This is a genomic window from Barnesiella sp., assembly GCF_022723415.1.
GTDB classification, from domain to species: domain Bacteria; phylum Bacteroidota; class Bacteroidia; order Bacteroidales; family Barnesiellaceae; genus Barnesiella; species Barnesiella intestinihominis.
The window spans coordinates 1-13,500 of record NZ_JAIJHU010000011.1; the positions used below are offsets into that span (position 1 = coordinate 1).

Annotated in this window: 12 protein-coding genes; 3 read left to right on the plus strand and 9 right to left on the minus strand. The window is 44.8% G+C overall.

What is annotated here, in order from left to right; all coding sequences use genetic code 11:
* Positions 1-640: 640 nt before the first annotated feature.
* Complete coding sequence (priA, locus tag QVD32_RS03720; RefSeq protein WP_118686889.1) at positions 641-3,106, plus strand: replication restart helicase PriA; 2,466 nt, start codon at positions 641-643, stop codon at positions 3,104-3,106.
* 31 nt (positions 3,107-3,137) lie between these two features.
* Positions 3,138-4,226 (plus strand): SGNH/GDSL hydrolase family protein, encoded by a 1,089-nt coding sequence (locus tag QVD32_RS03725; protein WP_118686888.1) that lies wholly within the window; start codon positions 3,138-3,140, stop codon positions 4,224-4,226.
* Positions 4,227-4,287: 61 nt separating this feature from the next.
* On the opposite strand, the gene QVD32_RS03730 is transcribed toward QVD32_RS03725, so the two are convergent.
* From QVD32_RS03730 to pyrB, 6 genes are read right to left on the minus strand one after another with little or no spacing between them, the layout of a single operon-like run.
* The gene (locus QVD32_RS03730) at positions 4,288-5,001 is read right to left on the minus strand and encodes an SGNH/GDSL hydrolase family protein (protein WP_229033609.1); all 714 of its coding nucleotides are present in this window, start codon (positions 4,999-5,001) and stop codon (positions 4,288-4,290) included.
* A gap of 60 nt (positions 5,002-5,061) precedes the next feature.
* Entirely contained in the window at positions 5,062-6,342 is a 1,281-nt protein-coding gene (gene glyA / locus QVD32_RS03735) for a serine hydroxymethyltransferase (protein ID WP_021891123.1), read from the minus strand.
* Between the two features lie 23 nt (positions 6,343-6,365).
* Complete coding sequence (locus QVD32_RS03740) at positions 6,366-7,055, minus strand: porin family protein (protein ID WP_021891122.1); 690 nt, start codon at positions 7,053-7,055, stop codon at positions 6,366-6,368.
* Positions 7,056-7,065: 10 nt separating this feature from the next.
* The gene (locus QVD32_RS03745; protein ID WP_046411325.1) at positions 7,066-7,632 is read right to left on the minus strand and encodes a flavin reductase family protein; all 567 of its coding nucleotides are present in this window, start codon (positions 7,630-7,632) and stop codon (positions 7,066-7,068) included.
* A gap of 12 nt (positions 7,633-7,644) precedes the next feature.
* Entirely contained in the window at positions 7,645-8,106 is a 462-nt protein-coding gene (pyrI, locus tag QVD32_RS03750) for an aspartate carbamoyltransferase regulatory subunit (RefSeq protein WP_021891120.1), read from the minus strand.
* A 21-nt stretch (positions 8,107-8,127) separates the two neighbouring features.
* On the minus strand, positions 8,128-9,042 hold the full coding sequence (pyrB, locus tag QVD32_RS03755) for an aspartate carbamoyltransferase (protein WP_046411328.1): 915 nt from the start codon (positions 9,040-9,042) through the stop codon (positions 8,128-8,130).
* Positions 9,043-9,392: 350 nt separating this feature from the next.
* Between pyrB and QVD32_RS03760 the strand changes: the two genes are divergently transcribed.
* Complete coding sequence (locus QVD32_RS03760) at positions 9,393-11,756, plus strand: transglycosylase domain-containing protein (protein ID WP_373134880.1); 2,364 nt, start codon at positions 9,393-9,395, stop codon at positions 11,754-11,756.
* Positions 11,757-11,816: 60 nt separating this feature from the next.
* Here QVD32_RS03760 and QVD32_RS03765 read toward each other — a convergent pair whose 3' ends face one another.
* The 3 genes from QVD32_RS03765 to QVD32_RS03775 are packed head-to-tail and all read right to left on the minus strand — an operon-like array spanning position 11,817 to position 13,449.
* Positions 11,817-12,410: a LysO family transporter gene (locus tag QVD32_RS03765; protein ID WP_021891116.1), complete on the minus strand. Its 594-nt coding sequence runs from the start codon at positions 12,408-12,410 to the stop codon at positions 11,817-11,819.
* Complete coding sequence (locus QVD32_RS03770; protein ID WP_157260369.1) at positions 12,407-12,682, minus strand: LysO family transporter; 276 nt, start codon at positions 12,680-12,682, stop codon at positions 12,407-12,409. The genes QVD32_RS03765 and QVD32_RS03770 overlap by 4 nt, the downstream gene beginning before the upstream one ends.
* 38 nt (positions 12,683-12,720) lie before the next feature.
* Positions 12,721-13,449, minus strand: coding sequence for a tyrosine-protein phosphatase (locus QVD32_RS03775; protein WP_008862568.1), 729 nt, complete (start codon positions 13,447-13,449; stop codon positions 12,721-12,723).
* Positions 13,450-13,500: the final 51 nt, after the last annotated feature.

Genomic DNA, 13,500 nt, shown 5'->3' on the forward strand with positions numbered 1-13,500 from the left:
GGGAGAGGGTTGATACCTTGATACGTTTTCTCTGTTGCGGATATTTTTTAACCCCTCCGTCACTACGTGCCACCTCCTCTATATTTTGCGTTGCAAAACGCAGGGGAGGAGTGTAGAAATCTTTCGATAACATGGTTCTACTGTTTTTACTCTCCGGCTGTGCTACCTTGCTCTATACTTTGCGTTGCAACCCCCGTAAGGCTACGAGACACGGCTAGGGAGGAGTGTGTGAATGTCTTGCAATGCCGTGGAGTGTAGGGGGGGTAAAGGGACAAATCTCACTGATTTCCTACTGTGCCCGAATAAACCCGTTTCTACCTTTGACTTTCACTATATTTATATAGATACGGTTCGGCATAGTCAAGTCGGAAATATGATTTCCGTTTGTCTTTGCACTCTCTTTTCGCTATCTTTGAGTTGAAACTCGAAGATACCTCCGCTCGGCAGAATAAAATTAAAGCGAGCTTTGTTTTGCTCTGCTCTTGCTTATATGTATCTTTGTCACTATGGAGATAGGGTTCGGTTCGGCATGGTCAAGTCGGAAATGAAATTTCCATTTGCCTCTGCTCTCACCTTTCGCTATCTTTGCATGAAAGAGAGAGGGTATTTTCGATTTCTCTTGGAAAGAACAGGACTTGATATGAGCACACTTGCCGACGTTGTATTACCGCTGCCGTTATATAAATATTTTACGTATCGGATTCCTTCCGATTTGCAGGAGGCTTTGCAAATTGGCAGTCGGGTCGTGGTTCCTTTCGGCAGGAAAAAGTATTATACGGCTATTGTAGTTCGGTTGCACGATGTCATGCCACAGGGATACGAGGTGAAAGAGCTTATTTCGGTGCTTGACGAGCGTCCTGTTTTGCGCCGTCCCCAATTACAGTTCTGGGAATGGATCGCCGATTATTATCTCTGTTCGGTCGGCGATGTGTATAAAGCAGCGTTGCCTTCGGGATTGAAACTCGAAAGTGAAACGACGGTCACGTTGAATACGGATTTCGAGGAACCGGACGATAATCGTTTGAAAGAGCGCGAATGGATGCTGTTGGCGGCATTGGGCAAGAAGTCACGCATGACCGTGCAGGAACTCGAAAAGGAGAGCGGAATGCGCAATATTTTACCTACTTTGCGGGTGTTGCTCGAACGAGAGGCTGTTTTTGTCTCCGAACAGTTGAAGACGAACTACCGTCCGAAAACGGAAACTTATATTCGTTTGACGTTCCAACAAGGCGATGATGCGGCTTTGCGCCATGCGTTTGAATGCGTGAAGCAAGCCAAGAAGCAGGAGACGATGCTACTGTCGTTTCTCGATTTATCTTTGTTTATGCAAAAGGGAAAACTGAGAGAGGTTTCCCGGAAGAGCTTACTCGATCGTTCGGGAATGTCTTCGGCGGTTTTGGGTGCTATGGTCGAGAAGGGGCTGTTCGAACCGTATAAGAAAGAGATAAGTCGTTTCGAGGCAGAGGTTTATACTGTTCAAGAGGCTGCTCCGTTGAGCGATGCCCAACAAGTTGCATATCGGCAAATATCTGATTCATTTAAAGAGCATTCCGTCACGTTGTTGCATGGAGTCACATCGAGCGGGAAAACAGAGATTTATGCTCATTTGATAGACCGTGTTCTGCACGAAGGCAGGCAGGTATTATACTTGGTTCCCGAAATAGCATTGACGACACAGTTGACGAATCGTTTACGCAAAATTTTCGGGGATAAATTGATGATTTATCATTCGAAGTTCTCGGATAACGAGCGGGTGGAGATTTGGAATACATTGCTCGACGACCATTCTCCCCGAATCGTTTTGGGTGTGCGGTCTTCCATTTTTTTGCCGTTCGGCGATTTGGGATTGGTAATTGTCGACGAGGAGCATGAAACTTCGTATAAGCAGTACGACCCGGCTCCCCGTTATCATGCTCGTAATGCGGCGATCGTTTTGGCGTCGATGCATGGGGCTAAGACTTTGTTGGGAACGGCTACCCCGGCTGTCGAAACTTATTTCAATGCGAGGCAGGGGAAATATGGTCTGGTAGAATTGAAGAGTCGATTTAACGATGTGGAGTTACCCGAAATTATCCCGGTAGATGTGCGGGAGATGAGGAAAAAGAACCGTATGCGAGGGAATTTTACACCTGAATTGCTCAATCGCATGCAGATTGCTTTGGACGGGGACGAGCAAGTTATTTTGTTTCAAAATCGGCGGGGATTCGCGCCCATGGTGGAATGTAAACAGTGTGCATGGGTTCCCAAGTGCGAACATTGCGATGTGAGTCTGACTTATCATAAGCGTTTTAATCAGCTGACGTGCCATTACTGCGGTTTTACGTATGAGATACCGAAAGTGTGTCCGGCTTGCGGACAGCCTACGATCGGGGTGATGGGTTTCGGAACGGAACGGATAGAGGAGGATATTGCTCAACATTTCCCGAATATACCGGTATCTCGTATGGATTTGGACACGACCCGTTCCCGTAGTGCTTATGAGCAGATCATCGAAGATTTTTCAAAGAAAAAGAATAAAATCCTTATCGGCACGCAAATGATTACGAAGGGATTGGACTTCGACCATGTGAGCGTGGTGGGGATATTGAGTGCCGACTTGATGATGAATTATCCCGATTTCAGAGCCCATGAGCGAGCTTTCCAGATGATGGAGCAAGTTTCGGGACGAGCCGGTCGGAAAAATCGGAAGGGCGTGGTCGTATTACAGACTTCTCAGCCGGAATCTCCTCTGATACGTCAGGTAATCGCTCATGATTACGAGGGTATGTATAACATGCAGTTATCCGAGCGAAAGGCTTTTTCTTATCCACCTTATACCCGGTTGATATATATTTATCTGAAACATAGGGACGAGACTCTTTTGCAGGAGTTGTCGGTACGATATACATCTCTGTTGAGAGAGGTATTCGGCGCACGTGTGTTAGGCCCCGATAATCCGCCTGTGGCTCGTATTCAGTCTTTATATATACGGAAGGTCGTCTTGAAAATGGAACTTTCGGCATCGATGCCGAAAGTAAAGGAGATTTTGAAACAGGTCTATGAAAATATGTTGGTGGACGACCGGTTTAAGACTTTGTTGCTCTATTATGATGTAGACCCGATGTAGTGTAATCAATAACTAATTTATAATCATATCCATGGAACATAGAAATTTAATTGCCGCTTTGTGTATGATTTCGGCTTTTATTTTGCCAATAAATGCGGAATTGAAGTATGTAGATGCGTCTCGTTTGACGCTCATCGGGAAAGTGATGCCGACTCCCGAAAATGTCTATCACCGGGTCGATACGGTGAAGTATAACGATATGCCGTTTCAAGTAAAGCGGTTGTTTACGCATTCGGCCGGATTGGTCGTTAGTTTTAAGACCAATAGCCCGACGGTTGCCGCTCGTTGGACAACGAAGGGAAAAGGTGTGATGGGAAACGTTACGCCGATATGCGATAGAGGATTGGATTTGTATATGAATGACGGCGGAAAATGGATACCGGTGGGCGCAGGCACTCCGTCGGCAGGAAAAGCGGAGCAAGAGCGGGTCATCACCAAGAATTTAAAGCCGGGGGTACATAGGTTTTTGTTATATCTTCCGTTGTTCGAAGAGGTACGTTCGTTGGAAATCGGAGTAGACGAGGGGTCTTTTATCGAGGCAGAGCCGTCTCCGTTCCGTCATACGGTTCTTATGTATGGATCGAGTATCTTGCATGGGGCTTGTGCCAGTCGTTCGGGGCTGGCGTACCCTGCGCGAATGTCGAGAAATACGGGTATCAATTTCGTGAATTACGGTTTGAGCGGAAACGGTAAAATGGAGGCTGCGGTGGCCGATATGTTGAAAGATATCGATGCCGATGCTTTTATTTTGGATTGTATGCCGAATCCTTCTCCTAAGGAAATCACGGAGCGTACTCAATATTTGGTGAACACGATTCGGAAATATCATCAGGGAACTCCTATTATCATGATAGAGACTTATATGAGGGAAAACGGATACAGTGACCAAGCTGTGCACGATCGTTGTACCCGTCAAGGCGAGGCATTTGTGAAACAGTATGAACTGTTAAAGAAACAAGGTATAAAAGACCTGTATTTGATTCGGGACAATCATGCCATCGGGACAGATCATGAAGGTTCGGTGGACGGTACTCACCCTAACGACTTGGGATTCGATCGTATGGTAGAGCAATACCAACCTCAGATTATGAGGATATTAAAGAAATACGGAATCAAATGATAAAAAGAAAAAGGCTCGAAAAATTCGAGCCTTTTTATGGAAATCGCTTGGAGATGGCGACCTATGGGCGGGATAACGCTCGTTTGATTCCTTTAACAACCAATGGTTCCATAACTTTGTATCCGTCGAGGTTGGGGTGGACGCTATCCCTGCCGTAATTGGGGTTTAACCCTTTTTGTTCATCGACAAGGGCGGTATAAAAATCGACGTAAACCAATCGTTTCGAGCGGGCGTAATCTTTAATGAGTTCGTTCAAGGCAATAATCGTATCTGCCGGTTGGACTTCGGGAGACCAGCCGTATCGATTGGCAGGGAGTACGGAACATAAGACGACTTTTATATGGTTGGCTTGTGCCAGTTCTGTCATGGATTTGATATTGTCCATGATCATATCGATATTCGTCGGGCCGGTATTCCCGGCTATGTCGTTTGTCCCGGCCAATATGACGACTGCTTTGGGAACCAGATGTATCACGTCTTGTCGGAATCGCAGAAGCATTTGAGAGCTGGTTTGTCCGCTGATTCCTCTTCCGATGTAGTCATTTTCGGAAAAGAATTGCGGATCCAGAGAAGCCCAATTTTGTGTAATTGAATTACCCATGAAGACAACCCAATTTTTACGGGCATCTTCCGAGTCGTTTTTCCTCATTTCCATAATAGCTTTGTTGGCATCGCGATAACGATTCAGATTGGGCCAATCTTGCGCTGCGCATTCAAGAGTCAGTATTGCTGTAAAGAATATGAATGGTAAAGAAAGTTTCGATAGAAGTTTCATGGTATTTAAAATGAAGTAAGAACACTCCATTCGGAGTGTTCTTGAAATGAATAAACGGTGTTAATAAGCAAAGATGGGGTATTCTTTCATCATGCCGTTGACCTTTTCCCGAACGGCTTTGATGACGGCTTCACTTTCTGGATTGGCCAAAACCGTGTCGATAAGTTCTACGATTTCGCACATCATTTCTTCTTTTGCTCCACGAGTCGTTATCGCCGGAGTTCCCACACGGATACCCGATGTTTGGAACGGAGAGCGGCTATCGAACGGAACCATGTTTTTATTCACCGTGATGTCGGCTTGAACCAATGCTTTCTCGGCGACTTTTCCTGTCAATTCGGGGAATTTGGTACGCAAGTCGATGAGCATGCAGTGGTTGTCAGTACCGTTGGATATGATTTTGTATCCTTTATCCATGAATGCTTTTGCCATAGCAGCGGCATTTTTCTTCACCTGAGTCTGGTATTCGATGTATTCGGGTTGCAGGGCTTCGCCGAACGATACAGCTTTAGCTGCGATAACGTGTTCAAGCGGACCACCTTGTACTCCCGGAAAGACTGCCGAATCGAGTAATGCTGACATTTTCTTTATTTCTCCCTTAGGTGTTTTTTTACCCCAGGGGTTTTCAAAATCTTTACCCATGAGGATAATACCTCCACGGGGCCCGCGCAGGGTTTTATGAGTGGTCGAGGTGACGATGTGAGCGTATTTCAAAGGATTGTCCAACAATCCGGCGGCTATGAGCCCGGCGGGGTGAGCCATATCAACCATAAAAATGGCGCCTATTTCATCGGCTATTTTGCGCATGCGGGCATAGTCCCATTCGCGAGAGTAAGCCGAGGCTCCGCCGATAATCAGTTTCGGACGTTCGCGCAAGGCTACCTCTTCCATCATGTCATAATCGACGTATCCGGTATCTTCTTTCACACTGTACTCCAACGGGTGGAACATCAGTCCGGAGAAATTTACGGGGCTTCCGTGCGAAAGGTGGCCTCCATGTGAAAGGTTCAGCCCCAAGAATTTGTCACCGGGGTTCAACACGGCCATGAATACGGCCATGTTTGCTTGTGCTCCCGAATGCGGTTGAACATTCGCCCATTCGGCATTGAACAGTTTCTTGATACGGTCGATAGCGACTTGTTCGCTTTGGTCTACCACTTCGCAACCTCCGTAGTAGCGTTTCCCGGGATACCCTTCGGCGTATTTGTTGGTCAGGCAAGAACCCATTGCCTGCATGACCTGATCGCTGACAAAGTTTTCCGAAGCAATCAATTCAATGCCTTTTCGTTGTCGTTGATTCTCTTTTTCAATGATGTCGAAAATAATGTCGTCTCTTTTCATATTGTGTTGTGTATTAAAAGTTTTTACCATAAATATCCTATTGAAATGCTCAATTCGTTGACGGCTCTGGACAGTTTTACCTGACTGGTTTGGAGCTCATCGGGATTGACTTTGAAAGATAAATCTTTGGAATTTCCCACACAATAGGCATACCGAAAGTCGATGTATAGATGCCCTATGGTGGTGCTCAATCCGCCGATCAAATAGAATGAAAAGCTGTTAGGGGATTCATCGTAGATTAGGTTGCGGAATGAACCTCCCGTAGTGCTTATTCCGCTTGTTTCATTAAAGATGTAGGAAACCCGGGGACCAGCAAAAAGATTCATGAGGTATGGGCCATGTTTGGTGATGTTATAGCCATATAGTATGGGAACATCGAGGGTATAAGCCGAAGTATTGATTTTACGTAATTCGTAGTCGGGATTATATAGCCGGGTATGGAACTGATGCATGCCCACTTCGAGTTGTATATAATGTTTTTTGAAATTGTATCTTCCTATAAAAGAGCCGGATAATCCCAGCCTCGATTCGGAATCGGATTCGTCGACTTTGTTTCCGTTCAGGGTCAAATGTCTTATGTCGACTAACGGCGCATTGACTCCCAAGCGGATTCCCCAATTGAATCGCTTGCTTACGTTCAATTCTTGTATTTGAGCTTGAACTGTAAGAATCCATAAGAGTGCCATGCAGATAACCGTAGTGATTCTCTTCATACCTGTCTATTTATTTTTTCTTTTGGACAGACCAACCGAATTTCCCTATTTCTTTTCCTATTTCGTAGTAATGCCCGTGGGAATAGACCAATAGATCGGCCTTTTGCATATCGAACGCGCCTGTCTCGGGATTTATATATTTATCATCGGCCAATATGTTTACTACGTCGGATATGAACATATCGTGGGACCCGAGGCTGATAATTTCTCTTACCTTGCATTCTATACAGAGGGGAGATTCCTCGACGTAGGGAGCTTTTACGATTTGAGCGGTTTTCGGAGTGAATCCTGTTTTTTCGAATTTGTTATAATTCTTTCCGGAGGAAACGCCGCACCAATCGGTCGCTTTTGCCATTTGAACGGTCGTGAGATTGATTACGAACTCCATGTTTTTTCTTAGAATCTCGTAGGAATATCTTTCCGGTCGAACGGATATGTAGCACATGGGAGGATTGGTACAGAGCGTGCCGACCCAACTTACCGTAATGAGGTTATACTCTTCGGGCGTATTACCGCAACTGACCAGAACAGCCGGCAACGGGTAGATGGTAGTCCCGGGTTTCCAACTTTGTTTCATATATCGGAAGAATTAACAGATTTCTATTTCTTCTTTGGTTACCGACCGCTCGCAATAATGGCATTTTACTTGGACATCGATTTTGTCGGTCACATGAAATATGGTTTCCATCGGTTCGTTATTCGTGATGCATTTGGGGTTTCCGCAGCGGATAATGCCATGCACGATGTCCGGTAAAGATACTTTCCGTTTTTCGATGACTTGGTAATCGCGGATAATATTGATTTGTGCAGCCGGGGCTACCAATGCGATCTTATTCAAGTCTTCTTCTTTGAAGAAACGGTCGGCAACTTTGATGATACCTTTTTTCCCTATTTTTTTACTGGCTAAGTTATTGCCGATGGTGATGCTGTTCGTACAGTTTTCAAGTCCTAAGATAGACACTACTTTGAATAATTGGCTCGAAGGTATATGGTCGATGACGGTTCCGTTTTCGAGAGCCGCTACTTTTAGTTCTTTTTTTTCGTCGTTCATGATTACCGAAAATAAAAGGGGTTAAACTTCAATTCCTAAAACTTTACAGATAATGGCTTGCCGAGCGAATAGTCCATTTTTGGCTTGTTGGAAATAATAGGCTTTGGGATTGCTGTCGACATCGTAAGAAATTTCATTAACCCGGGGGAGCGGGTGTAAGATTCTCAGATTAGCTTTGCTGTGTTCGAGCATACTGTTGTGCAGCGTATATACGTTTTTAACTTTTTCGTATTCCATGAGGTCGGTGAATCGTTCGCGTTGAACCCGGGTCATGTATAGAATATCCGCTTGATTGATTACCTCTTCGGAAAATTCGGTGTGTTCGAAGTAGGGAATATGATTTTGTTCACAGAAGAGTTTATACTCGATAGGCATTTTCAGTTCATCGGGTGCGACGAAATGAAATGTGGGATTGAAATGAGACATAGCCATCAGCAGGGAGTGTACGGTACGTCCGTATTTTAAATCTCCCACCATAGTAATGTTCAGGTTCGATAGAGTGCCCTGTGTCTTGTAGATGGAATATAAATCGAGCATGGTTTGCGAGGGGTGCTGATTCGCTCCGTCTCCTGCATTGATAACGGGAACGGAAGAAATTTCAGAGGCATAACGGGCAGCACCTTCGAGATGGTGGCGCATGATGATTAAGTCGACATAGTTGCTTACCATCATGATGGTGTCTTTCAGTGTTTCTCCTTTTGAGGAGCTGGTCGTGCTGGCGTCTGAAAATCCAATGACTTTTCCGCCTAATCGGTTGACAGCGGTTTCAAAGCTGAGTCGAGTGCGGGTAGAAGGCTCGAAGAACAGAGTCGCCACGACTTTACCTTCCAGAATTTTTCGATTGGGATTTTCTTCGAATCGACGCGCTTTTTCGAGAAGATCCAGAATTTCTTCTTTTGAAAAATCGGTAATAGATACTAAACTCTCACGTTTCATCGTCGGTATGATTTGTTTTTATATTACAATGCTCGTTAACAAAAAAGCCAACACGACTATAAAAGTCATATTGGCTTTTTATTTTGTTTCTCTTCAAGAGAATATATTTCTTGGCTTTTATAAAAATGCCTGTGCCGTAATGGATTATATGTTTGTTCTTGCCCACTCATTTCACTAAGCAAAGATAGTAAAAAAAGACCGAAAGCCAAGTGTTCAGACATAAAAAATATTCTTTATAAATCTACAAAATGTATTCGGATAAAATATATTTGTTACCTTTGCTTTAACAATTGGCTGCGGATAGAGCGAATGGCTTTTAAGACTTTGTTAATAAATGCATAGATGGAGAGATGAAAGTGGGTAAGTTGAAAAAATCTATCGGGGATACATCGCGTATTGTGCGGTATATGTGGTATGCCTTTGGGGGAATCGTTGTTCTTGTCGTTGCGGCCTTTGCGATGATTGCATGGGGGTGGATAGGATATATGCCGCCGATAGAGGATATGGAAAATCCGAAAGATAAATTCGCCTCGGAGATTTATTCTTCCGATATGGAAGTAATAGGCCGGTTTTATCAAAGCAAGAGTAACCGGGTGTATGTACATTATGATGAAATTTCTCCTTATTTGGTCAATGCTCTTATCGCTACGGAGGACATTCGTTTCAAGGACCATTCCGGCATAGATGTGAAGGCTTTGTTCCGGGCTTTTATCAAACGAGGGCTATTATTTCAAAAGAGTGCGGGGGGAGGAAGTACGATTACCCAACAGTTGGCCAAACTCCTTTATTCTCCTAATGCCGATAATGTGGTGGAACGGTTGTTCCAGAAGCCGCAGGAATGGGTTATAGCTGTACAGCTCGAACGTTTTTATACCAAAGAGGAAATCGTGAATATGTATCTGAATCATTTCGATTTCCTGAATAATGCAGTCGGGATACAATCGGCGGCATACATTTATTTTCATACGACTCCCGATAAGTTGAAAATAGAGGAGGCTGCGACGTTGGTGGGTATGTGCAAGAATCCCTCGTATTATAATCCCCGCAGGTTTAACGAACGCACGAGGGGGCGTCGTAACACGGTTTTGAACCAAATGTATAAGGCCAAGTATATTACAAAGGCGGAACTTGACTCTTTACAAGCTTTGCCTTTGGAGCTGAAATATACCCGGGTGGATCATAAAGAGGGGTTGGCTCCTTATTTCAGAGAGCAATTGAGATTGATGATGACGGCAAAAAAGCCTGTGAAATCGGAATATCGGGGGTGGGAAGCTCAAAAATTCATAGACGATTCCATTGCTTGGGCGAATAATCCGTTGTATGGTTGGTGCGAGAAAAATGTGAAGGCTGACGGAACCAAGTATAATATTTATACCGATGGGTTGAAAATCTATACGACGCTCGATGCGCAGATGCAACGGTATGCCGAGGAGGCTGTGGAAAAACATTTGGGCGGGTATTTACAACCTCGCTTCTTCGTCGAGAAAAAAGGACGGAGTTATGCGCCGTTCTCCCGAAGCATAACTCGGGAAGAGCGGGAGTCAATCTTGGATAGGGCGATGAAGCAGTCGGATCGTTATCGGGCGATGAAGGCGTCGGGTGCGAGCGACGAGCAGATTCGAAAGGCATTTATTACTCCTGTCGAGATGCAGGTCTTTTCGTATCAAGGTTCGATCGACACGATTATGTCTCCATTGGATTCTATCCGTTATCAGAAATCTTTCTTGCGAGTGGGATTTATGTCTATGGATCCGAATACAGGTCATGTGAAGGCTTATGTGGGCGGTCCTGATTTTACGCATTTTCAATATGATATGGCTTCGGTGGGACGGCGCCAGATAGGATCGACCGTGAAACCGTTCTTATATACATTGGCGATGGAGGAGGGATTTACTCCTTGCGATATGTTTTTAAATGAACAGCCTACATTGATTACAGAAGACGGGAAGCCCTGGTCTCCTCGGAATTCGTCGAAAGCGCGTGTGGGCGAGATGGTTTCTTTGCGTTGGGGGTTGGCAAATTCGAATAACTGGATTTCTGCTCGATTGATGGATAAGTTGTCGCCCTCGTCATTGGCGAGGTTGATGCATTCGTTCGGGATTAAAAATAAGATAGATGAAGTCATCTCTCTTTGTTTAGGTCCGGTCGAGGTCTCGGTCGAGGAAATGGTGACGGCTTATACAGCCTTTTCGAACAAAGGCGTGCGTGTAGACCCTTTGTATGTGACTCGTATAGAGGATAATTTAGGGAATGTAATAGCCGAGTTCACGCCTTCGATGACCGAGGTTTTCAGTGAACAGGCTTATTATCGCATTTTGCCGATGTTGAAAGATGTGATAGATCACGGAACGGGCGGTCGTGTTCGTTTCCGTTATGGTATTACTGCTCCTATGGGAGGTAAAACAGGGACGACCAATAATAATTCGGACGGTTGGTTTATGGGATTTACTCCCGATTTAGTTTCCGGTGTATGGGTAGGAGGCGAGGATCGCTCGATTCACTTCGATGGTATGGCCGATGGGCAGGGAGCCAGTATGGCATTGCCTATTTATGGTCTTTATATGCAGAAAGTTTATGGGGATCAAAGTCTGGGTTATTCACAAGATAGCGACTTCGAGATTCCTGAGGAGTATTCCGATCCTTGTAGCGGAAGTTCATATATCGAAGAATCCGTTACAGCTCCCGTGGAGAGCATAGAGGGTATATTCGATTGATTTTTGCACCGTTTTGGTCGTTTTGACAGATACCCGTGTGGTTCTGTATGTCGGGGGCAATCACAGGTATAATAGCCAGATGAGGACGGGAACTGAAATATCGACGATGATGCCGTGAAAGATGGCGAAGATGACGTATTTTTCTCCGAGGGTGGCGCTGATGAGAGGTAGAGTCGTGTCGATGGAGGTTGCTCCTGCGGCTGTAATCGGGGCTAATTTCCCGCAATAACGGGCAAGTAGCGGAATTGTAAGAAGTGTCAAAAGCTCTCTGCTCAGATTACAAATAAGAGCGATAGTACCGATGTCGGCTCCTGCAAGCTCGTTCAGTAAAATTGCCGATAGACTGTAATATCCGAATCCGCAACCGATGGCAACGGTTTCTCGTAACGGAACGGGACAGAATAGCGAGAACAGACAACAAGCGGCGATTGTCCCGACGATCGTGGATAACGGTATTAACAAAATCTGGAATTTATATTTTTTGATGGGAGCGGATAGTGCGGTTAAATCACTGCCGAGTCCTATTCCCACCAAGAACATCATGACGTACAGGATATAGAGGCTGAGGGAGTCGTCGCACTCGGGAATTATGCCCCAGTAGGAACAGAGTACTCCCGCCGCAAAACATAACAGAATGATGAGACTATTTTTCATGATCGTTGGTCATCTTCTTTTTTGAATAGGTGACGGTAAACGATCCATGATAAAAATACGCTCCCTGCAATGGATACAACGGAGATTGCGATACCTAAGAGGCCGAGGGTTCCCAGCCCTTGTATAACTTGCGGGTTGCTACCTACCGATAGACCCATCACGAAAAGTAACAGGAAAATAATGTAAATGTTGATTTTGGAAACGAGGGCGGGTATGGCTCGAATATTCCGTAGTATATATCCGATCAGAACACCGGATAACATGACTATCATTACACCGAACATGCCGTTGAAATTGAAATAATTTTATTTTACAAGTGGTTGTTTTTTATGTGGATATTTCTCATGTGCTTGGGATATTCTTTCCCGGATAAATATTTGTTGATGTGCAGGACATGGGAACTGTTGTGCAAATCGCTTCCCAGGTAGTCTACCATCTGTTTGGAAATCAGCCATTCGGCGACCTCTTTCGCTCTTTTGTTGTAATACCCTGCGAGGGAAAGTAGATTGACTTGAAATTCACACCCTTGTTCATGTAGCTCTTTGTAGATTTTTTTGTCATCGTAATAATAAGCATATCGTTCGGGGTGGGCTAAAATGGGGGAAAGTCCTTTAATCTGCAAATCGAAGACGAGACTTTTGATGTTCCAGAACGGTTGTAGAAAAGAGTTTTCGATAAGGATATGGTTGCCCGGCATGGGTATGATTTCTTCTCTTTGCAGTATGCCCAAAAAGTTATCGTCCATTCGGTATTCTGCGGAGTAGCAGAGTTTAATTCCCAGTTCGTCCAAATTGGTCTCTTGGCAAAGCCGGGAGTATGCCGACCCGATGGTTTGTGGAGTGTTTTCGAATGAAGCCTCGGTCACATGAGGCGTAGCTATGATTCGTTCAAGTCCCCATTCTTTCATTTGATGAATGAGGGCGAGGGAGTGTTCTACATCGGGAGACCCGTCGTCGATACCCGGTAATACATGGCAGTGAACCTCTGTCGTATAGGGTAATTTGGGAGTATTGTTTTTCTTTTTTAAGAAATTAAACATATCTGAATGGCGTAAAGATTTTATTTGTGATACAAAAGTACGCTTTTTCCT